The organism is Bradyrhizobium sp. B124 (assembly GCF_038967635.1).
GTDB lineage: Bacteria > Pseudomonadota > Alphaproteobacteria > Rhizobiales > Xanthobacteraceae > Bradyrhizobium.
The window spans coordinates 484,079-503,480 of the sequence record NZ_CP152413.1 but is presented as its reverse complement, the minus strand read 5'-3'; the positions used below and the strand labels follow the sequence as shown (position 1 = coordinate 503,480).

General features: G+C 65.9%; 19 protein-coding genes. 11 read left to right on the top strand and 8 right to left on the bottom strand.

Annotated features, from left to right (window positions below):
- Positions 1-48 precede the first annotated feature (48 nt).
- The 10 genes from alr to AAFG13_RS02190 all read left to right on the top strand — a co-directional run bounded on the left by alr (position 49) and on the right by AAFG13_RS02190 (position 11,754).
- Positions 49-1,347, top strand: coding sequence for an alanine racemase (gene alr / locus AAFG13_RS02235; protein WP_212317753.1), 1,299 nt, complete (start codon positions 49-51; stop codon positions 1,345-1,347).
- A gap of 24 nt (positions 1,348-1,371) precedes the next feature.
- Positions 1,372-2,142 (top strand): exodeoxyribonuclease III, encoded by a 771-nt coding sequence (locus AAFG13_RS02230; RefSeq protein ID WP_212317755.1) that lies wholly within the window; start codon positions 1,372-1,374, stop codon positions 2,140-2,142.
- Between the two features lie 360 nt (positions 2,143-2,502).
- The gene (locus AAFG13_RS02225; protein ID WP_342711000.1) at positions 2,503-3,306 is read left to right on the top strand and encodes an outer membrane beta-barrel protein; all 804 of its coding nucleotides are present in this window, start codon (positions 2,503-2,505) and stop codon (positions 3,304-3,306) included.
- Between the two features lie 126 nt (positions 3,307-3,432).
- Entirely contained in the window at positions 3,433-4,158 is a 726-nt protein-coding gene (locus AAFG13_RS02220) for a sulfite exporter TauE/SafE family protein (protein ID WP_342710999.1), read from the top strand.
- Positions 4,159-4,251: 93 nt separating this feature from the next.
- Positions 4,252-5,733: a DNA repair protein RadA gene (gene radA, locus AAFG13_RS02215; RefSeq protein ID WP_342710998.1), complete on the top strand. Its 1,482-nt coding sequence runs from the start codon at positions 4,252-4,254 to the stop codon at positions 5,731-5,733.
- A 170-nt stretch (positions 5,734-5,903) separates the two neighbouring features.
- Positions 5,904-6,539 carry a CvpA family protein gene (locus AAFG13_RS02210; protein ID WP_050406454.1) on the top strand — a complete coding sequence of 212 codons (636 nt, stop codon included), beginning with the start codon at positions 5,904-5,906 and terminating at the stop codon, positions 6,537-6,539.
- A gap of 92 nt (positions 6,540-6,631) precedes the next feature.
- Complete coding sequence (gene purF, locus AAFG13_RS02205) at positions 6,632-8,131, top strand: amidophosphoribosyltransferase (protein WP_249131302.1); 1,500 nt, start codon at positions 6,632-6,634, stop codon at positions 8,129-8,131.
- 177 nt (positions 8,132-8,308) lie between these two features.
- On the top strand, positions 8,309-9,049 hold the full coding sequence (locus AAFG13_RS02200; protein WP_342710997.1) for an SDR family NAD(P)-dependent oxidoreductase: 741 nt from the start codon (positions 8,309-8,311) through the stop codon (positions 9,047-9,049).
- 188 nt (positions 9,050-9,237) lie between these two features.
- Complete coding sequence (locus AAFG13_RS02195; protein ID WP_342710996.1) at positions 9,238-10,374, top strand: hypothetical protein; 1,137 nt, start codon at positions 9,238-9,240, stop codon at positions 10,372-10,374.
- Positions 10,375-10,527: 153 nt separating this feature from the next.
- The gene (locus tag AAFG13_RS02190) at positions 10,528-11,754 is read left to right on the top strand and encodes an ABC transporter substrate-binding protein (protein ID WP_342710995.1); all 1,227 of its coding nucleotides are present in this window, start codon (positions 10,528-10,530) and stop codon (positions 11,752-11,754) included.
- A 128-nt stretch (positions 11,755-11,882) separates the two neighbouring features.
- Here AAFG13_RS02190 and AAFG13_RS02185 read toward each other — a convergent pair whose 3' ends face one another.
- From AAFG13_RS02185 to AAFG13_RS02170, 4 genes are all read right to left on the bottom strand, one after another.
- The gene (locus AAFG13_RS02185) at positions 11,883-12,452 is read right to left on the bottom strand and encodes a DUF2147 domain-containing protein (protein WP_342710994.1); all 570 of its coding nucleotides are present in this window, start codon (positions 12,450-12,452) and stop codon (positions 11,883-11,885) included.
- A gap of 51 nt (positions 12,453-12,503) precedes the next feature.
- On the bottom strand, positions 12,504-13,166 hold the full coding sequence (locus tag AAFG13_RS02180) for a DUF3313 domain-containing protein (protein WP_342710993.1): 663 nt from the start codon (positions 13,164-13,166) through the stop codon (positions 12,504-12,506).
- 392 nt (positions 13,167-13,558) lie between these two features.
- Complete coding sequence (locus tag AAFG13_RS02175) at positions 13,559-14,233, bottom strand: TetR/AcrR family transcriptional regulator (RefSeq protein WP_342710992.1); 675 nt, start codon at positions 14,231-14,233, stop codon at positions 13,559-13,561.
- 158 nt (positions 14,234-14,391) lie between these two features.
- On the bottom strand, positions 14,392-14,733 hold the full coding sequence (locus AAFG13_RS02170; protein WP_342710991.1) for a hypothetical protein: 342 nt from the start codon (positions 14,731-14,733) through the stop codon (positions 14,392-14,394).
- A gap of 154 nt (positions 14,734-14,887) precedes the next feature.
- Here AAFG13_RS02170 and AAFG13_RS02165 point away from each other — a divergent pair, with 154 nt between their 5' ends.
- Positions 14,888-15,280, top strand: a complete 393-nt coding sequence (locus AAFG13_RS02165; protein ID WP_212317779.1) for a nuclear transport factor 2 family protein — start codon at positions 14,888-14,890, stop codon at positions 15,278-15,280.
- A 92-nt stretch (positions 15,281-15,372) separates the two neighbouring features.
- On the opposite strand, the gene AAFG13_RS02160 is transcribed toward AAFG13_RS02165, so the two are convergent.
- The 4 genes from AAFG13_RS02160 to AAFG13_RS02145 form a co-directional block, all read right to left on the bottom strand.
- A complete protein-coding gene (locus AAFG13_RS02160; protein ID WP_212317781.1) occupies positions 15,373-16,593 on the bottom strand; it encodes an MFS transporter in 1,221 nt (406 codons plus the stop codon).
- Between the two features lie 23 nt (positions 16,594-16,616).
- Entirely contained in the window at positions 16,617-17,999 is a 1,383-nt protein-coding gene (gene der / locus AAFG13_RS02155; RefSeq protein WP_212317783.1) for a ribosome biogenesis GTPase Der, read from the bottom strand.
- A gap of 152 nt (positions 18,000-18,151) precedes the next feature.
- Positions 18,152-18,706, bottom strand: coding sequence for a hypothetical protein (locus AAFG13_RS02150; RefSeq protein WP_212317785.1), 555 nt, complete (start codon positions 18,704-18,706; stop codon positions 18,152-18,154).
- A 39-nt stretch (positions 18,707-18,745) separates the two neighbouring features.
- Entirely contained in the window at positions 18,746-19,402 is a 657-nt protein-coding gene (locus AAFG13_RS02145; protein WP_212317786.1) for a tetratricopeptide repeat protein, read from the bottom strand.

The following is a 19,402-nucleotide window of genomic DNA, read 5'->3' as shown; positions in this document are numbered from 1 at the left end:
TGGTCGGGCACAGTTGAAGGCCGCATGCCCCGCGCGTACAAATAAGCCATGAACATCGTGACCGACGCGAAATCGCAGCTGACGCCCGAAGCCAGTTTGCTGGCGGCCCATCCGACCGCCACTGGCATCCTGACCGTCGACCTCGACGCCATCATCGCCAACTGGCGCAAGCTCGAGAAGACCGCGGTCCCGGCGGAATGCGCCGCCGTCGTCAAGGCCAACGCCTATGGTTGCGGCGCCGAGCAGGTGTCGCGGGCGCTGGCCAAGGCCGGCTGCAAGACCTTCTTCGTCGCCACCGTCGAGGAGGCCGCCGTGGTACGCGCGGCAGTTCCGCAGGCGACCGTGTATGCGCTCGGCGGCTTCTTCCAGCAGACCGGCGACGCCTACGCGAAGATCGACTGCAAGCCCGTGATCGGCGATCTCAACGAGCTCGCCGAATGGGACGTGTTCTGCCGCCGCTCCGGCTGGTCCGGCGGCGCCGCCATCCATATCGACACCGGCATGAACCGGCTCGGGCTGACGGTCAGCGAAGCCCAGGGCATCATCCCGCGGATCAATGCCGGCGATCACGGCATCACGCTTGTGATGAGCCACCTCGTCTCCGCCGAACTGCTCAACAACCCCGCCAACGCCAAACAGCTGGCGAGCTTCCGCGAGATCGCGAGCCTGTTCACCGGCGTGCCGGCCTCGCTCGCGAACTCCTCCGGCGTGTTCCTCGGCGCGCAGTTCCAGTTCGAGATGGTGCGGCCGGGCTGCGCGCTCTACGGCGTCAACCCGACGCCGGAGGCCGACAACCCGATGCAGCAGGTGGTCGACCTCAAGGCGCGCATCGTGCAGATCCGCAACATCGATCGCGGTGAGACCGTCGGCTATGGCGGCACCTGGACCGCGCGCCGGCCGACCCGGCTTGCGATCGTCTCCGCCGGCTATGCGGACGGCTATTTCCGCGCCGCCAGCGCCAATGACGGCACCCGTGGCGCCGAGGTCGTGGTCGCCGGCAAGCGCTGCCCGATCGCCGGCCGCGTCTCGATGGATTTGATCGCGGTCGACGTCACCGACCTCGACAAGAATGCCGTGCGGCGCGGCCACATGGTGACGCTGATCGGCGAAGGCATCACGGTCGACGAGGTCGCGCATCATTTCGGCACCATCGGCTATGAGGTGCTGACCAGCCTCGGCCGTCGCTTCGTACGCATCTATAAGGGCGGCGAGGCCGTCGCCGCGACAAGCGACGCGGTCGCCGAGAAGAGCGAGATAGCCGCCGCACCTGTAGTGCCGCCCACGCTGCCGACAACGCCGGCTGCGCCACCGCCATTGCCCGCCGAGCCTACGGCGCCCTCCGCCTGACGCGATCGAGGTTCGCGATTGCGCATGAAGATCGCGACCTTCAACATCAACAACGTCAACCGCCGCCTGCCGAACCTGCTGCGCTGGCTGAAATCGGCCAGGCCCGACGTCGTCAGCTTGCAGGAGTTGAAAGCGAGCGACGCCGAATTTCCCGCGGCCGCGCTCGAGAAGGCCGGCTACGGCGCGGTGTGGCAGGGACAGAAGACCTGGAACGGCGTCGCGATCCTCGCGCGCAGGGCCAAGCCGGTCTTGATCCGCACCGCCCTGCCCGGCGACGCCGGCGACCATGAGGCGCGCTACATCGAGGCCGCGGTGCGCGGCATCGTCGTCACCAGCCTTTACCTTCCGAACGGCAATCCGCAGCCCGGCCCGAAATTCGATTACAAGCTGGCCTGGTTCAAGCGGCTGCGCGCCCACGCCGCCAAGCTGCTCAAGCAGGAGGTCCCGGTGGTGCTGGCCGGCGACTACAACGTCGCGCCGACGCCTCTCGACATCTATCCGACCCGCTCCTGGGACAAGGATGCGCTGATCCAGCCGAAGAGCCGCGCCGCGTTCAAGGCGCTGGTCGATCAGGGCTGGTGCGATGCGCTCCGCACGCTGCATCCGGATCAACAGATGTTCACCTTCTGGGACTACAAGCGCCAGCGCTGGCCGCGCGATGCAGGCCTCCGGCTCGATCATCTCCTGCTCAGCCCCGACGTGGCGGCGCGGCTGGCGAAAGCCGGCGTCGACCGCGATGTTCGTGGCGAGGAAGGCGCCAGCGATCATGCGCCGGCGTGGGTGGTGCTGAAGTGATCGATGGCGGACTTGCGCCTCGTAACAATCAGCATTGTTGGTCGCGACGCGGATCGGATGATGCCGCACACACCACCGTCGTCCTGGCGAAAGCCAGGACCCATAACCACCGCATTCGATTGTGAACGGGATCGTGGCCCCGGCGTCGTGCAACAATTGAGATTTGGGGTAATGGGTCCTGGCTTTCGCCAGGACGACGTCGAATTTGTTGCACGGCGTGCGAGTCAAACATCCGCATTCTCGCGGCACGGGAGCCTGCGGTACACGCGAATGCGGCCGGATGTGGCGGACCGGGTACAGCCGGAGGTGGTGCAAATCGACTAGCCTGACATCGATTTGATTCATGCATTGGATCTGCCCATGAAGACATATTTCGTCGCCGCCTCCGTGCTCATGCTCGGCATTGCAAGCGCGTCCGCTGCCGACCTCGCCGCCCGCCCGTACACCAAGGCGCCCCCGATCGTCGCCGCCACCACCGACTGGAGCGGCTTCTACCTCGGCGCCAATGGCGGCGGCGGCTGGAGCCGAAAGTGCTGGGACATCGTGCCCTTCGCCATCACCAATCCGGCGCTCGGCGTCGTGAATTTCACCGGCCCTGAAGGTTGCCACACCGCGAGCGGCGCGACCGCCGGCGGCCAGATTGGTTATCGCTGGCAGCAGGCGGCCTGGGTGTTCGGCGTCGAAGCGCAGGGCAATTGGGCCGACCTTTCCGGCTCGAACCCGTCCACAGCCCCGCTGTTTGCAGGCTTCGCCAACCGCTCGAAGATCGATGCCATCGGCCTGTTCACCGGGCAGGTCGGCTATTCCTGGGGCGCCTTCCTGCTGTACGCAAAGGGTGGCGCGGCCGTCGTGCGCGATCGCTACGAGAGCTTCATCACGCCGGCCTTCGGACCCGGCGTGCCGGTCGGCTTCATCGCCGACCGCGGCAGCGAGACGCGCTGGGGCGGTGCGATCGGCGCCGGTGCCGAATATGCGATCGCGCACAACTGGTCGCTGGCGCTCGAATACGATCATCTGTTCATGGGAACCAACAATGTTCACATGACCTACGATCCGGTGTTCATCGCCCAGCTCAACCATGACGAACGCATCCGCCAGGACGTCGACATGGTGACGGTGCGCGTCAACTACCGCTTCGGCAGCCCGGTCGTCGCGAAGTATTGACGCTGCGCGCGACGACACGCCCTGGTTCAAGGCGCCCTTGCGCCGTCTCGAACCATGAGGTCACACTGAGCCTTCGCTTTCGAGACACGCGTCCGGCGTGGCTCGGGATCACGTTCCGGAGTGCGCGTGGGCTTCCTGTTCGTCCTCATCGTCGGCCTGGTCGCTGGCACCATCTCAGGCATCGTCGGCACCGGCTCGTCGATCATGCTGATGCCGGTGCTGGTCTATCAGTACGGGCCGAAACAGGCGGTGCCGATCATGGCGGTCGCGGCCGTGATGGCCAATCTGTCGCGGATCCTGGCCTGGTGGCGCGAGGTCGACTGGCGCGCCTGCGCCGCCTACTCGATCACGGGCATTCCGGCCGCAGCACTTGGCGCGCGCACCCTGCTCGCTCTGCCTTCGCGCGCGGTCGATATTGCGATCGGCGTGTTCCTGATCGCGATGGTGCCGGTGCGGCACTGGCTGGCGCAGCACAAACTGAAGGCCAATCTCTGGCATCTCGCAATCGGCGGCGCCGTGATCGGCTATCTCACCGGCATCGTGGTCTCGACCGGTCCGCTCAGCGTGCCGCTGTTTTTGTTTTACGGCCTCAGCAAGGGCGCGTTCCTCGCCACCGAAGCGGCAAGCTCGCTCGGGCTCTATGTCAGCAAGTCGGTGACCTTCGAGCGGTTCGGCGCGCTGACACCCGACATCGCGCTGAAGGGCCTGATCGCCGGCGCCTCGCTGATGGCCGGCGCCTTCATCGCCAAACGCTTCGTGCTGCAGTTGAAGCCGGAGTCATTCCGCCTGATCATGGACGGCATCATGCTGGCGGCAGGCGTGTCGCTGCTGTGGTCGGCGGTGACGTCGTAGAATCCGCCCCACTGCGCATCAAACACCCCGCATTCCTCATTCCGTGCTAATGGGTGACGCGGATTCGAAACCACCGCTGAACCAATCCCATCCATGGCCAAATCAACCCTCTCCTTCGTCTGCCAGAACTGCGGCGCGGCGTATAATCGCTGGCAGGGCAAGTGCGACTCCTGCGGCGAGTGGAACACGCTGGCCGAGGAGGACACCACGGGCTCGGTGCCGGTCTCGATCCGATCGAAGCGCAAGGGGCGGACGTTCGCGCTGGAATCGCTGTCCGGCAAAACCCAGGACGCGCCGCGGCTGTCGTCGGGCATGGCCGAGCTCGACCGTGTCACCGGCGGAGGCTTTGTCCGCGGCTCGGTGCTCCTGGTGGGCGGCGATCCCGGCATCGGAAAATCCACGCTGCTGACCCAGGCAACCTCCATGATGGCGCGGGCCGGCCATCGCGCGGTCTATATCTCAGGCGAAGAAGCGGTCGCCCAGGTGCGGCTCCGCGCCGAGCGTCTCGGGCTCGCGGACGCGCCGGTGCAGCTCGCCTCCGAAACCTCGGTCGAGGACATCGTCTCGACGCTGTCGGAAGGCGCGGTGCCGCGGCTGATCGTGATCGACTCGATCCAGACCATGTGGACCGACACGGTCGAATCCGCGCCCGGCACGGTAACCCAGGTCCGCGCCTCGGCGCAGGCGCTCATTCGCTTCGCCAAGAAGACGGGGGCAACGATCATCCTGGTCGGGCATGTGACCAAGGACGGCCAGATCGCCGGCCCCCGCGTGGTCGAGCACATGGTCGATGCGGTGCTGTCGTTCGAGGGCGAAGGCTCGCAGCAGTTCCGCATCCTGCGCTCGGCGAAGAACCGCTTTGGCGCGACCGACGAGATCGGCGTGTTCGAGATGACCGGGCTCGGCCTGCGCGAGGTCACCAACCCCTCGGAATTGTTCCTCTCCGAACGTGAGCTCGGCAGTCCCGGTACTGCGGTGTTCGCCGGCATCGAGGGCACCCGCCCGGTGCTGGTCGAGTTGCAGGCGCTGGTGGCGCCGACCTCGCTCGGCACGCCGCGCCGCGCCGTGGTCGGCTGGGATCCGAGCCGGCTGTCGATGGTGCTGGCGGTGCTGGAAGCGCATTGCGGCGTCAAATTGTCCGGACATGACGTCTATCTCAATGTCGCGGGCGGCCTGCGCATCCAGGAGCCGGCCGCGGACCTCGCAGCTGCCGCCGCGCTGGTCTCCTCGCTGGTGAATGCGCCCTTGCCGACGGACGCGGTCTATTTCGGCGAAATCTCGCTATCCGGCGCGATCCGCCCGGTGGCGCAGACCCCGGCTCGGCTGAAAGAGGCCCTCAAGCTCGGCTTCGGCCGCGCCATCCTGCCCGAATCGGCCCGCGGCGACGGCGGCGGCGATAGCGGGCTCGCGCTGAACAGCGTCGGCAATCTGACCACGCTGGTCGCCGAAATTGCCGCGCGCGGTACGCCGCGAGGTGGCCGGGCTGCGCCAAGGGACGACCAAAGCGGCTCCAGGGGCGCTGATGCGGCTGAGAAAAATGCCACACCGGCCCGATTCCGTCGCGAGACCAGCTAAAGCAGGCGTGACGTATCAGCCCCCCGCCGCTATACATCCGCCGCGCGGGACTGGTGGTGTTGCGGCCTTGCCGAATGCCCTCGATGCGCCTCAGTTAGGACGGCACCGACTTTGCCGATTCGCGAGCCCTTAACAGCGGACCCAAACGTACCAGCGGACCTGACCAGCCGATGCCCATAACGATACTTGATCTCGTCCTGCTCGGCGTGATGCTGATCTCGGGCCTGCTTGCCATGGTGCGCGGCTTCATGCGCGAGATCCTGTCGATCGCGGCCTGGGGCGCCGCTGCGCTGGTGACGCTGTATGCTTTCTCGAAGCTGCTGCCGACCGCCAAAACTTACTTCAATAACGACACGGTCGCGGCCGTGGTGGTGGTGGCCGGCGTCTTCATCGGTACGCTGATCGTGGTCTCGATCATCACCGTGCGGATCTCGGACATGATCCTGGATTCCCGGATCGGCGCGCTCGACCGCACCCTCGGCTTCCTGTTCGGGCTCGCCCGCGGCCTGCTGATCGTGGTTGTGGCGTTCATGTTCTTCACTTGGCTGGTTCCGGACAAGCAGCGGCCCGATTGGGTGACCGGCGCGAAGTCCCGGGTGGTGCTGCAGGGAACCGGGGATTGGCTGATGGCGCTCTTGCCTGATGACCCCGAGAACACCATCTTAAAGAAGTTCAAGAAGAATAAGCCGGACGACGATTCTGCGGCTGATACCAACGATCAGGCAACGCCGGCGTCGGGCGATGGCTATAGCAAACCTGCGCGTGACAGCTTGAAAAAGCTGATCGAGAAACCCGCGGGCCGATAACTTATTTGGGCCCCTTACGAGAGGCGATGAACGAGATGCAAACCCCTTCCGATCACGCCGCCCAAATGGATCTCGATTTGGGCCCGATCGAAATGCAGGACCATCTTCGACAAGACCATCTCCGGGACAACGATTTCAGATACCACCCCGATCTCGATGGCGACACGCTCCGCGAGGAATGCGGCGTGTTCGGCGTCTTCGGCCATCCCGAATCCGCGGCGATCACCGCGCTCGGGCTGCACGCCCTGCAACACCGCGGCCAGGAGGCCGCCGGCATCGTCTCCTTCGACGGCGCCCGCTTCCACAGTGAACGCCGCCTCGGCCTGGTCGGCGACGCCTTCTCCCGCCGCGAGGTGATCGACCGCCTGCCCGGCAACGCCGCGGTCGGCCATGTCCGCTACCCCACCACCGGCGGCACAGGCCTGCGCAACGTGCAGCCGCTGTTCGCCGAGCTCAATGCCGGCGGCTTTGCGGTCGGCCACAACGGCAACCTGACCAACGGCCTGACCCTGCGCAGCGAGCTGGTCAAGGGCGGTGCGTTGATGCAGTCGACCACCGATACCGAGGTGATCCTGCATCTCGTGGCACAGTCGAAGCGCGCGCGCTTCATCGATCGCTTCATCGAGGCGTTGCGCGCGATCGAGGGCGCCTACGCGCTGGTCGCGCTGACCAACAAGAAGCTGGTCGGCGCCCGCGACCCGCTCGGCATCCGTCCGCTGGTGCTCGGCGATCTCGACGGCCATCCGATCCTGACCTCGGAGACCTGCGCGCTCGACATGATCGGCGCGAAGTATGTCCGCGACATCGAGCCCGGCGAGATCATCGTGTTCGACGAGCTGGGGGCGCACAGCCACAAGCCGTTCCCGCCGAAGCCGGCCCGACCCTGCATCTTCGAGTACATCTATTTCGCGCGGCCGGATTCGATCGTCGGCGGCCGCTCGGTGTACGACGTGCGCAAGGCGTTCGGCGCCCAGCTCGCGCGCGAGAGCCATCCCGAGGTCGACGTCGTGGTGCCGGTGCCGGATTCCGGCGTGCCCGCCGCAGTCGGCTACAGCCAGTATTCCGGCGTGCCGTTCGAGCTCGGCATCATCCGCAACCACTATGTCGGGCGCACCTTCATCCAGCCGACCCAGACCGTGCGCGAGCTCGGCGTGCGCATGAAGCATTCGGCCAACCGCGCCGCGATCGAAGGCAAGCGCATCATCCTGATCGACGACTCGCTGGTGCGCGGCACCACCTCGAAGAAGATCGTGCGCATGATGCGCGACGCCGGCGCCCGCGAAGTGCATTTCCGCCTCGCCTCGCCGCCGATCCTCTATCCCGACTATTACGGCATCGACCTGCCCGACCGCGGCGGCCTGCTCGCCGCGACCCATTCGCTCGAGGAGATGCGCGACATCATCGGCGCCGACTCGCTCGCCTTCCTGTCGATCGACGGCATGTACCGCGCGATGGGGTATGAGGGGCGCGACCCGGCCAATCCGAGATTCGCCGACCATTGCTTCACCGGCGCCTATCCGACCCACCTCACCGACCAGAACGAAACCGAGGCCCCGCCGCGCCAGCTCTCGTTGCTGGCCGAGGCGAGCTGACGCCCCATCCACGGTGTCGTCCCTGCCTAGGGCGCGATTGCGCTCCGGAGCAGGGACCCATACCCATCGGCCCTCGTTTTTTCGGGCGGTATCGGTTACGAACACCTTTGCACAGCACAGCCGCCGCGGCGTATGGGTCCCTGCTTTCGCAGGGACGACGACGATAGAGTTACGTTCATGACCAAACCCCTCGCCTCCCGTATTGCCCTCGTGACCGGCGCCTCGCGCGGGATCGGCTATGCGACATCCGTCGCGCTGGCCAAGGCCGGCGCGCATGTCGTGGCGGTGGCGCGCACGCAAGGCGGGCTGGAAGAGCTCGACGACGAGATCCGCAAGGACGGCGGCAGCGCCACGCTGGTGCCGCTCTCGCTGACCGATTACGACGGCATCGCGCGGCTCGGGCTCGCGCTGCATGAACGCCATGGCAAGCTCGATATCCTGGTCGGCAACGCCGGCACCGCCGGCCCGTCCTCGCCACTCGGCCATATCGAGCTGAAGCCGTGGAACGACGTGTTCGCGATCAACGTCACCGCCAATTTCCAGCTGATCCGCTGCATGGACCCGCTGCTGCGGCAGTCCGACGCCGGCCGTGCGGTGTTCGTGACATCAGGCGTGGCGCACAAGGCCAACGCGTATCTCGGCCCCTATGCCGCCTCGAAGGCCGCGCTCGATGCGCTGGTGCGCTCCTGGGCCAACGAGACCGCCAACACGGCGCTGCGCGTCAACCTGTTCAGCCCCGGCCCGATCCGCACCCGGATGCGCGCGCAGGTGTTTCCCGGCGAAGACCCGATGACGCTGGATACGCCCGACATGGCCGCCGAATTCATGGTGCCGATGTGTTCGCCCGCATGGACCCAAACTGGCAAGCTCTACGACTACAAGGCGCGCACGCTGCGGAGCTTTCAGCCGCCTGCGTAACCATATCCGGCCGCCGTCATTGCGAGGAGCGGCAGCGACGAAGCAATCCATGCGCCCGTATCCGCGGAAGAATGGATTGCTTCGCTGCGCTCGCAATGACGGTGGTACCCGTTGACACCCTCCCCGCCCCGCGATTGACTGCCCTCCTCAAGCGGGACGCCCCGCCAAGAAAAATCTCGGGAGGCATCATGACGCCGACGTTCAATCGCGCGCGCTCCATTCTGTCCGGATTGTTTCTCTCCGCCGGCATCGCATCAGCAGCCTTTTTCGCTCAGCCAAAGCCCGCCCATGCCGGTGACGTTCCGACCTTCGCGGTCGACGCGTCGTGGCCCAAGCAGCTGCCGAACAACTGGATCATCGGCCAGGTCGGCGGCATCACCGTCGACTGGCAGGGGCATATCTGGGTGGTGCACCGGCCGCGCTCGCTGACCGATGGCGAGAAGGCGGCGAGCCTCACCCCGCCGCGCGCGAAATGCTGCGTGGCGGCGCCGCCGGTGCTCGAATTCGATGTCGACGGCAATCTGCTGCGGGCCTGGGGCGGCCCCGGCGACGGCTATCAATGGGTCGGCCGCGAGCACGGCATCGAGGTCGACGAACGCGGCTTCGTCTGGATCGGCGGCAATGCCGATGACGACAGCGCGATCCTGAAGTTCTCGCTCGACGGCAAGTATCTCGGCCAGATCGGCAAGATCGCAGCCCGCACCAACAGCAACGACACCACCCAGCTCGGCCGCCCCGCCGAGATGGCGATCGACAAGGATGCCAACGAGCTCTACATCGCCGACGGCTATGGCAACCGCCGCGTCATCGTGTTCGACGCCACCACGCTGGCCTACAAGCGGCACTGGGGCGGCTACGGCAAGCTGCCCACCGACGACAAGCAGCCGCCTTATGATCCAAGCGCCGCGGTGCAGGAGCAGTTCGGCAATCCCGTGCATTGCATCAAGATCGCCAATGACGGGCTGGTCTATGTCTGCGACCGCAGCCAGGACCGCATCCAGGTATTCCAGAAGAACGGCACCTTCGTCAGGGAATGGTTCTACGAGAAGAACACTCGCGGCGACGGCGCGGTGTTCGACCTCGCGCTGTGGCCCGATCCGAAGCAGACCTATCTGCTCAACGCCGACGGCGCCAACAACGAGATCCGCGTGCTGAAGCGCGACGACGGCAGCGTGGTCGGCACCTTCGGCCATAGCGGCCGCAATGCCGGACAGTTCGCCCTGCTCCACGTCATGGCGGTCGACCAGAAGGGCAACGTCTACACCGGCGAGGTCGAGGGCAAGCGGATCCAGAAATTCAAGCTGACCTCGGATGCGCTCAAGTAGGCATGACGGCAGGATGACGCTTCGACGCAGCTCATCCGGCTTTATGCGGATTGCCGCTCGCCAAAGGAAAGGGTAAGCGGGAACGCGAACGACCGGCACAAGGCTCCACAAGAGGGCCGTTGCGGAAAAAATTGACAGTGGAGGGAATGTCTCATGACGACGACGCTCGCACGGCGCCACGCCGTGCTTCTCGCTTGCGCTGCACTCGGCCTTGCTACCCCTGCCTTTGCTCAGGACAAGAACGTCAAGATCGGCGTGCTGAACGATATGTCGGGCCTCTATGCCGACATCGGCGGCCCCAATTCGGTGGCCGCGGCCAACATGGCGGTGGAAGATTCCGGCCTGCGCGCCAAGGGCTGGAAGATCGAGGTGGTCAGCGGCGACCACCAGAACAAGCCTGACGTCGGCGTCAACATCGCGCGCAACTGGATCGACAACGACAAGGTCGACATCATCACCGATACGCCGAACTCCGGCGTCGCGCTGGCGGTGAGCAACCTTGCCAAGGAGAAGAACTCGATCGTGCTCAACTCGGGCGCGGCGACCGCCGATCTCACCGGCAAGGCCTGCAACGCCAACACGATCTCCTACACGTTCGACACCTACATGCTCGCCAACGGCACCGGCAAGGCGCTGACCAAGGCCGGCGGCGACACCTGGTTCTTCCTCACCGCCGACTACGCCTTCGGCCATGCGCTGGAGCGCGACACCTCGGCGGTCGTCACCGCGAATGGCGGCAAGGTGCTCGGCGGCGTCAAGCACCCGCTCAACACTGCGGACTTCTCCTCGTTCCTGCTGCAGGCGCAGGCCTCCAAGGCCAAGATCATCGGCCTTGCCAATGCCGGCGGCGACACCACCAACGCGATCAAGCAGGCGTCCGAATTCGGCATCACCGCGGGCGGGCAGAAGCTCGCGGCGCTGTTGCTGTTCGTCAACGACGTGCACGCGCTCGGCTTGAAGATCGCGCAGGGCCTCACCTTCACCGAGTCGTTCTACTGGGACATGAACGACCAGACCCGTGCCTGGTCGAAGCGATTCCAGAAGGTCTCGCCCAAGGGCTCGATGCCCTCGATGACGGTGGCCGGCGTCTATGCCGGCGTGCTGCATTACCTGAAAGCACTGGACGCGATGGGCGGCAATCCGCATGACGGCGCCAAGGTCGTCGCCAAGATGAAGGAGATCCCGACCGACGATCCGCTGTTCGGCAAGGGCCCGCTGCGGATCGACGGCCGCCGCATCATCCCGGCCTATCTGTTCGAGGTGAAGAAGCCGGAAGAGTCCAAATATCCCTGGGACTATTACAAGCTGATCGCCACCATCTCGCCGGAGGACGCCGCCAAGCCGCTCGAGGCCAGCGATTGTCCGCTGGTGAAGAAGTGACTGCGTAGGGTGGGTTAGCGAAGCGTAACCCACCATCTTTTCCACGGCACGAAGTCGGCGGGTTACGCCTTCCGCCTTCGCTGGTTGAGCTACGGCGGACGTAGTCGGCTAACCCGCCCTACTCTTCGTCACTTCGCCGCCGACTTCGCCTTCGCCGGTGCCGGCAGCGATGCCCACTCCCTGTCGGCACGCGGGCCGCCGGCGTCGCCGGTCAGGCCGACGAGCTGTCCGGGCTGAGCGTCGAAGGTCTGCGTCCAGGTCTGGGTCTGGCACAGCAGCTTGAGCAGGCATCCCCTAAGCTTCAGCCGGTCGGACGCGTCGCGCCACAGCGAGACCGAATAGGATTTGCCGTCCTCGGCATTGTAGATGTCGCCGTCGAACCGGCCCTCCGGCGACAGCTTCAATCCCAGGATCAGCTGATGGCCGAGCAGCGCGCGCGTGCGCTTGTCGGGATCGGGATTGAAGCTGTCGCGGAACGGCTGGCCGCGCGGATCGAGCGGATCCTTCATCCACACGATGAAGCCGCAGATGCGGTCGCGCGCCGTGCCGCAACGCTCGAGGCGGATGCGCGCACGTCCGTCCTCGGTCAGCCAGGTGCCGCTCGGATCGCTCGATGCGATCACTTCGGCATGGCCGGTTGAGCTCATCAGAATGGCGGCGACCAGGCCGCGCAAGAACAGGCGAACCATGTAATTCATTCGACAGCACCTTTCATTGTCGGGATGATTGCGGGAGGCGCGACGCGCGCCTCACTTCAGTTGCGCCATGAAGGCATCGGCACCCTTGTCGATGCCGGCCGTGGCCGCGGCGAGATCGCCGACGCTGGCCTTGATGTCGTAGGCGTTGGGATATTGCTTGCTGACGTAAGCGCCGAGCAGGCGCGCGGTCGAGCTGTCGAACATCTCGACGGCATAGATCACCGAGCCGGTCATCGTGCCCTCGCCGTCACGCGCGGCCTGCACGCCGTTATAGATCGCGCCGGCCATGTCGAAGCGCGACAACGTGCCGAGCACCGGCGTATTGGCGACCGCGCCGGTCAGCGTCAGCCGCACGCGAAACGTGTTCGGCCCGCGCGTATTCACCAGCGTGAAGCGGCCGCGCAGTTTGTCGGCGAAGCGGGTCTGCATGTAGGCGGCGAGCGTCTCCTTGTCCTTCTCGGACATGTCGCCGAACTGATGATCCGCGCCGCGATAGATCACGACCGGATCGAGCATCACCTTGTTGTAGCTCCGCCAGTCGACCGGCGGCGCATAGCGAAACGGCACACGCCTCGACGAGTCGGACGTATCAGGCGTCATGTAGGCCGACGAGGCCACGTCCGAATAAGCCACCGGCGTGACGGCGGCACATCCTCCGGCGAGGACGCAAAGCGCCATCGCTCCCAGACCGCGCGCGGCGATCGAGCTCTCCATTCCAATCTCCTCATCGGACCCTAAAGCGGAAGAGCAGCTCGGCCGCAGCCGCGTCCGGGGCTGAAGTGCGGCTGCGGCCGTCACTGCCGACCTGGCTCGCCGTCGCGGCGCCGCCAGATCTTGCCTCAGTGCGATAACTATAAAACCGACCAGTTGGTTTGTAAAGTTGCGATCGCAGGAACCGCGTCAGAAAAATCCGGCGATCGAAACGTCGTGGAAAACCGGTGAGCTGCGTCGCGAAATGACGGCCTCGCGCTGTCACAAACCCGCGATATCTCTCGTGCTAACGCACCAATTGCCGGGGGATTTCAGGGGCCCGGTGCCGACCCAACGCCGCCAAGCGATCCATATTCCGCTTGGGCGGCGTTGTGCTTTCGGATCGCGCCGGAGATTCAGCCACGCTTGCGCGCCGATGCCGGCTTTGCGGCGCGTGCGCCGGCAGGCTGCGGCGATGCCGTGCGTGTCGCCGTCGCCTTGGATGGCTTTGCGGCCGCCGGCGCGCCCTGCTCGATCGCAGTCCACTTGCTGTCGTCGAGCAATCGCTCGAACAGGCGGTCCCGCTCGGCATCGGTCAGCGACGACAGGCCGAACAACGAGCTCAGCAGCAGCCCCCTCGCCGCCGCCCAGCGCAGCAGCGCGAGATCCGGATCGCGCGCCTCGGCTTTCATCAGCGCGACCTTCTCGATGTCGACATCGCGCGGCATCGCCATCAATTCGGGATTCTCGTTCATCGCAGCCAGCAGTGCGAACGCCCCGGCCCGCGGCGTCGAGATCGCTTCCCGCAGCGTTGCGATCTGCGCCGCCAGTTCCGGCTGATCCGTGGTCTCGCGTGCTTTTTCGAGGTAGCGGCTCGAGAACTCCTCGAAATGCGCCATCTGCTGCTCGAGCAAGGCGCGCAGCACCGCTTCCTTGGTGCGGAACTGATGCATTACGCCGCCCTTGCTGAGACCGCTCTCGCGCGCAATCGCGTCCAGCGTCAGGCGCCCCGGACCATCGCGCGTCACGATGGTGATCGCGGCGTCGAGTGCGGCGTTGCGGGAACGTTCCGAGCGGGAAGGATTATCCATGGAATTACTCAGCAAGGAGTCGCGTGAGATCACAGTATCTCAGCGGCATCAGTCAATCTCAAGCGCTGGATCGGAGCTCGCCTGGCAGCGCAAACGACATTCCGGAAAGCCAATGCCGGCTCCGGGTCACACATCACTTTGAGGAATCAATCATCGCGCTACCCGGTCGCTCGCGCACACCAGCTCCCGGTGTCGCGCACCGTTTGCAGCACGCGGCGGCGCAGGCCGTGAAGGAAGCCGTGAGCCATTCGGCCGATGACCTTCTCTCCCAGGCCACGCTGGCGGGCAACAGATTCCGCGTCGGCATAGCTGGCGGCGACGATCGTGCCGTACCTGTTGCCATCGAGCTTCAGGTCGGTGAGATAAACCAGGCCGCGCGACGTCAGCAGCGCCGCCTGCGCGTCGCTGAAGCGGGTCAACTCATCGCAGATATCAACGGCCTCGTCGTCCACCATGCTCCTCCTGCCGAGGCGGCCTCCGGGCGAGGCGCGCGTCTTCATCAGTATCCGCCTTATACAAACCAACCAGATGGTTTGTAAATAGGCAAGATGACGCAATCCGCAAGATCCGGCCCGGACGTATCGGCGTGTCGGATCGGTGCCCTCGCATTCGTCCTCGAAGCATCGATCAGCCAGCACTCGGAGCACGCGAGCAATGACACAGCAGAGCCACACGGCAGAAACCGAAGTCAGAACAATCATCGAAGCCTGGGCGGACGCCGTCCGCAGACACGACTATGCGGGCGTTCTGGACCATCACGATCAGGACATCGTGATGTTCGACGTGCCGCCGCCGTTCCAGTCACGCGGACTTGATGAATACAGGAAGACCTGGGATCTGTTCTTCGGCTGTCAGCGCCCGTCCTACGCCTTCAATATCGAGGACATCGCGATCACGGCCGGCGATGACGTGGCCTTCGCCGTCGCAGTAATGCGGTGCGGCGCGCCCGACGCCACGTTCCAGTTTCGCCTGACGATCGGACTGCGCAAGATCGACGGCAGCTGGCGGATCACGCACGAGCACCATTCGGTGCCGGCGACCGACTAGGATGTAGGGTGGGTTAGGCGAAGCCGTAACCCACCGACTTTCTTACCGCGGAGGCAATGGTGGGTTACGCTTCGCTAACCCACCCTACGAAGCTACGTTTTCTTCGCCGCCGTTGCCCGCCAGGCGATGGCGAGCGCGAGCAGCAGCAGCGCGCCGGCCAGATAGAACGGCGCACCGGGCAGCTTCACCGGCACGTTGTCGCCGATGAAATAGGCGAAGGTCAGCGCGAACAGGAACGGGCCGATCAATTCCGACATGCTCTGCACGCTCGATGTCGCGCCCTGCAACTGGCCTTGTTGATCGGCGGCGACGAGTTGCGTCGTCAGGGCCTGCGTCGCGGCGCCCGAGATGCCCCAGAACGCCATCACGGGAATGCCGATCCAGAACAGCTGCCCGGTCGGCGCCGCGCCGAAGATCACGAAGCCCAAGGCGCCGCAGACGAGACCGAGGAACAGCGCGTTGCGCTCACCGAGGCGCTGCACGATCGGGCCGATCGCCGCGCCCTGCACGATCATGCCGCAGAGCCCGACCAGCGCGAGCGTCGCGCCGACGGTGCCGGTATCCCAGCCATAGCGGTAGGTGGCGTAGAGCACGAACACCGAGGGCAGCACGACATGCGCGAGCTGGCCGAAGAACGTCGCCAGCGACAGGCCGGCCAGCGTCCGGTTCGCGCGCAGGAAATGCAGCGCGCCGATCGGATTGGCGCTCTTCCATTTGAACGGCGCGCGCCGCTCGACCGGCAGCGATTCCGGCAGGATGAACAGGCCATAGAGGCCATTGACGAAGCTCAGGCCCGCCGCCGCCCAGAACGGCAGCCGCGGATCGATCTGGCCGAGCAGACCACCCAGCGCCGGTCCCAGAATAAAACCCGCGCCGAACGCGACGCCGATCTTGCCGAACATCGCGGCGCGCTGCTCCGGCGCGGTGACGTCGGCGATATAGGCGAATACCGTCGAGATGCTCGACGACGTGATGCCCGAGATCGCCCGCCCGACGAACAGCCAGATCAGGTTCGGCGCCAGCGCCATCAGCACATAGTCCGCGGCAAGGCCGAAATTCGACAGCAGCACCACCGGCCGGCGGCCGAAGCGATCGGACAGCGCGCCCAGGATCGGCGAGCAGACGAACTGCATCAAGGCCCAGATCGAGCCGAACACGCCGAAGATGCGTGCCGCGTTCGCGGTGTCGTTGTTGACGAAGCCTTCGATCAGCTTGGGCAGGATCGGGATGATGATCCCGAGCGCGAGCATGTCGAGCAGCAGCGTGATGAAGATGAAGATCACGGCGCCGCTGCGTGCCTGCGGCACCGACATTGCGTCAGCTCCCGCCTCTCCGCTCACGACGGCCGTTTGCGCTTGTAGGCGAACGGATTGGCCTTCTCGCGCAGCGTGATCCGGATCGGCGTGCCCGGCAGATCGAAGGCCTCGCGCAGCGAGTTGGTGAGATAACGCAGATAGGATCTCGGGATCGCATCGGCGCGCGAGCAGAACAATACGAAGCTCGGCGGGCGCGCCTTGACCTGCGTGATGTAGTTCAGCTTCAGCCGGCGGCCCGAGACGGCCGGTGGCGGGTTGGCCTGGATCGCCTGCTCGAACCAGCGATTAAGCCCCGCGGTCGGCAAGCGCCGGTTCCAGACCGCATAGGCCTCCTGGATCGCAATCATCAGGCGGTCGATGCCCTCGCCCATCAGGCCGGAGACGGCGACGATCGGCGCGCCCTTGACCTGCGGCAGCCAATGGTCGGCATCGGTGCGCAGTTGCGAGATCTGGTTGGGCTTGCGCTCGACGAGGTCCCATTTATTGACCGCGAGCACGATCGCACGGCCTTCGCGCTCGATCAGGTCGGCGATCCGCAGATCCTGCTCCTCGAACTTGTTCTGCGAGTCCATCATCATCACGACGACTTCGGCGAAGCGCACCGCACGCAACGCATCCGCGACCGAGAGCTTCTCCAGCTTCTCCTCGATCCGCGAGCGGCGGCGCAGGCCCGCAGTGTCGAACACGCGGAACTGGCGGCCCTGCCAGGTGATCTCGACCGCGATGGAATCGCGCGTGGTGCCGGCTTCGGGGCTGGTCAGCAGCCGCTCCTCGCCGAGCAGATGGTTGATCAGCGTCGACTTGCCGGCGTTGGGCCGGCCGACGATGGCAACGCGGATCGGGCGCTGCGCGGCCTCCTCCTCCGAGATGTCCTCGTCGTCCTCGACCTCGTCGTCTTCCTCTGGTGTCGCGGGCACCAGCGCGCTCAGCGCCTCATGGAGGTCGCCCATGCCCTCGCCGTGCTCGGCCGAGATCTGCACGGGATCGCCGAGGCCGAGCGCGTAGGATTCCATCGCGCCGATCTCGCCATGCTTGCCCTCGGCCTTGTTGGCGACCAGCACCACCGGCTTGTTGGCCTTGCGGGCGAAGTCGGCGAAGGCGCGATCGGTCGGCGTCAGGCCGACGCGGGCGTCGATCACGAACATCAGGGCGTCGGCGAGCGCGATCGCGGTTTCGGTCTGCTCCTGCATCCGCGCCGTCAACGAGCCCTTGGCGCCCTCATCGAGGCCTGCGGTGTCGATGATGGTGAAGTCGAGATCGTAGAGCCGGGCCTGGCCCTCGCGGCGATCGCGGGTCACGCCGGGCTCGTCGTCCACCAGCGCGAGCTTCTGGCCGACCAGCCGGTTGAACAGCGTCGACTTTCCGACATTGGGCCGGCCGATAATGGCGATGGTAAAAGACATGGATCATCCCGGCGCCGCGGCGCGGCGCGCGTCTAATGAATTGAAGCAGGAGCCTAAAGCGCGACGAGATCGGATTGAATCGTCCTCGCGCTTTAGCTTCTTATTTTAGCATGACCTTTCCGGAAAACCGCTTCGCACTTTTCCGGATCATGCTAGCGGCTAAATCCACCGCTCGGTAGCGGCGCGGGGAACGCGCCGCCGGATTGTTGCGTGGTCTGGGTCTGCTGGGCCGGCGCCGCAGGCTGCGCCTGCTGGTCGTCGGCAGGCGGCGCGGTGGTGCGGCGGCGGACGATCTTCTTCGGCTTCGGCTCCGGCGGCAGCGCGGCGGGCGCGCCCTCGTCCGGCGCAGCGGCGTCGGGGGCAGCCGCCTGATCGGCAGCCGGAGGGGCGCGCTTGCTGTGCTTCTTGGCGCCCTTCGGCGGCTCCGCTGGCGGAGCCGGCTGGGCGGCGGCTGCCGCGGCGTTCTGCTGGTCGAGCTGCTCCTGCTGCGAGCCCTTGTACAATTCCTTCGGCACGCCCTGCTCGAGGCCGGGCACGCCTTCCGGGAATACCGGCTTGCGGTCACCGGCCAGCTTCTTCTTGGTGTCGAGGAAGTCGAGCAAATCGCTCGGATCGAAATTGGACATGCCGCCACCGCCGCAGCCCGCCAGCACGCTGCAAAGCGCTGTCAGAACTGCGGCTGCGATCAGGCGTTGCGAGCGGCGCATGGTCGATCTCTCACTCAAACTCGGGTTTCGCGCGCCAAGTCAGCTCTTCGCGACCGGCGGCAACAGCGCCTGCAGCGCTTCGGCGCGCGACCGCAGGCTCGGCGGCGTCTCGCCGTCATTGGCAATCTGGTCGAGCCACTGCCGCGCGGCGGTGGCATCGTTGGCGCGCCAGGCCGACAGCGCCAGCAACTCGCGCGCGGAGTGGCGGAACGTCGAGTCCTTCGACGTCGCCATCGCCTCGAGCCGTTGCACCATGTTCGGATAGGTCGTGGTGTCCATCACCATCTGCGCGGCACGGATCCGCGCCAGATCCTGATCAGGACCGCCGACGCTGCGGTCGGCTGCGATCGCGTCATAGAGTTTCGCAGCGGCCGGCTGATCGCGGGTCGCGACCTCGGCGGCCATGCGCAGCCGCGCCAGATTGCGGTAGCCGGACGGCGCCTTGGTGATCAGGTCGGCAAACGCGGCTTCGGCCTCGGCGTGCTTGTTCTGGTCCGACAGCTCGACGGCGCGGTCGAACGCCGCACCGGCCTCGGCGGCCTTCTTGCCCTCGAGATATTGGTAGCCGCGCCAGCCACCGACGCCCGCGACCACCAGGATCGCCAGCGCGATGATGAAAAGCGAGTACTTGTCCCACAGCTTCTTGAGCTGATCGCGACGGACTTCCTCGTCGACTTCGTCAAATAATTCAGACAC

Bases quoted from the DNA above. Each gene is read 5' to 3' on its own strand.
- alr (WP_212317753.1), top strand. From the start codon at position 49: ATGAACATCGTGACCGACGCGAAATCGCAGCTGACGCCCGAAGCCAGT.
- AAFG13_RS02230 (WP_212317755.1), top strand. From the start codon at position 1,372: ATGAAGATCGCGACCTTCAACATCAACAACGTCAACCGCCGCCTGCCG.
- AAFG13_RS02225 (WP_342711000.1), top strand. From the start codon at position 2,503: ATGAAGACATATTTCGTCGCCGCCTCCGTGCTCATGCTCGGCATTGCA.
- radA (WP_342710998.1), top strand. From the start codon at position 4,252: ATGGCCAAATCAACCCTCTCCTTCGTCTGCCAGAACTGCGGCGCGGCG.
- AAFG13_RS02210 (WP_050406454.1), top strand. From the start codon at position 5,904: ATGCCCATAACGATACTTGATCTCGTCCTGCTCGGCGTGATGCTGATC.
- purF (WP_249131302.1), top strand. From the start codon at position 6,632: ATGCAGGACCATCTTCGACAAGACCATCTCCGGGACAACGATTTCAGA.
- AAFG13_RS02200 (WP_342710997.1), top strand. From the start codon at position 8,309: ATGACCAAACCCCTCGCCTCCCGTATTGCCCTCGTGACCGGCGCCTCG.
- AAFG13_RS02195 (WP_342710996.1), top strand. From the start codon at position 9,238: ATGACGCCGACGTTCAATCGCGCGCGCTCCATTCTGTCCGGATTGTTT.
- AAFG13_RS02190 (WP_342710995.1), top strand. From the start codon at position 10,528: ATGACGACGACGCTCGCACGGCGCCACGCCGTGCTTCTCGCTTGCGCT.
- AAFG13_RS02185 (WP_342710994.1), bottom strand. From the start codon at position 12,452: ATGAATTACATGGTTCGCCTGTTCTTGCGCGGCCTGGTCGCCGCCATT.
- AAFG13_RS02180 (WP_342710993.1), bottom strand. From the start codon at position 13,166: ATGGAGAGCTCGATCGCCGCGCGCGGTCTGGGAGCGATGGCGCTTTGC.
- AAFG13_RS02175 (WP_342710992.1), bottom strand. From the start codon at position 14,233: ATGGATAATCCTTCCCGCTCGGAACGTTCCCGCAACGCCGCACTCGAC.
- AAFG13_RS02170 (WP_342710991.1), bottom strand. From the start codon at position 14,733: ATGAAGACGCGCGCCTCGCCCGGAGGCCGCCTCGGCAGGAGGAGCATG.
- AAFG13_RS02165 (WP_212317779.1), top strand. From the start codon at position 14,888: ATGACACAGCAGAGCCACACGGCAGAAACCGAAGTCAGAACAATCATC.
- AAFG13_RS02160 (WP_212317781.1), bottom strand. From the start codon at position 16,593: ATGTCGGTGCCGCAGGCACGCAGCGGCGCCGTGATCTTCATCTTCATC.
- der (WP_212317783.1), bottom strand. From the start codon at position 17,999: ATGTCTTTTACCATCGCCATTATCGGCCGGCCCAATGTCGGAAAGTCG.
- AAFG13_RS02150 (WP_212317785.1), bottom strand. From the start codon at position 18,706: ATGCGCCGCTCGCAACGCCTGATCGCAGCCGCAGTTCTGACAGCGCTT.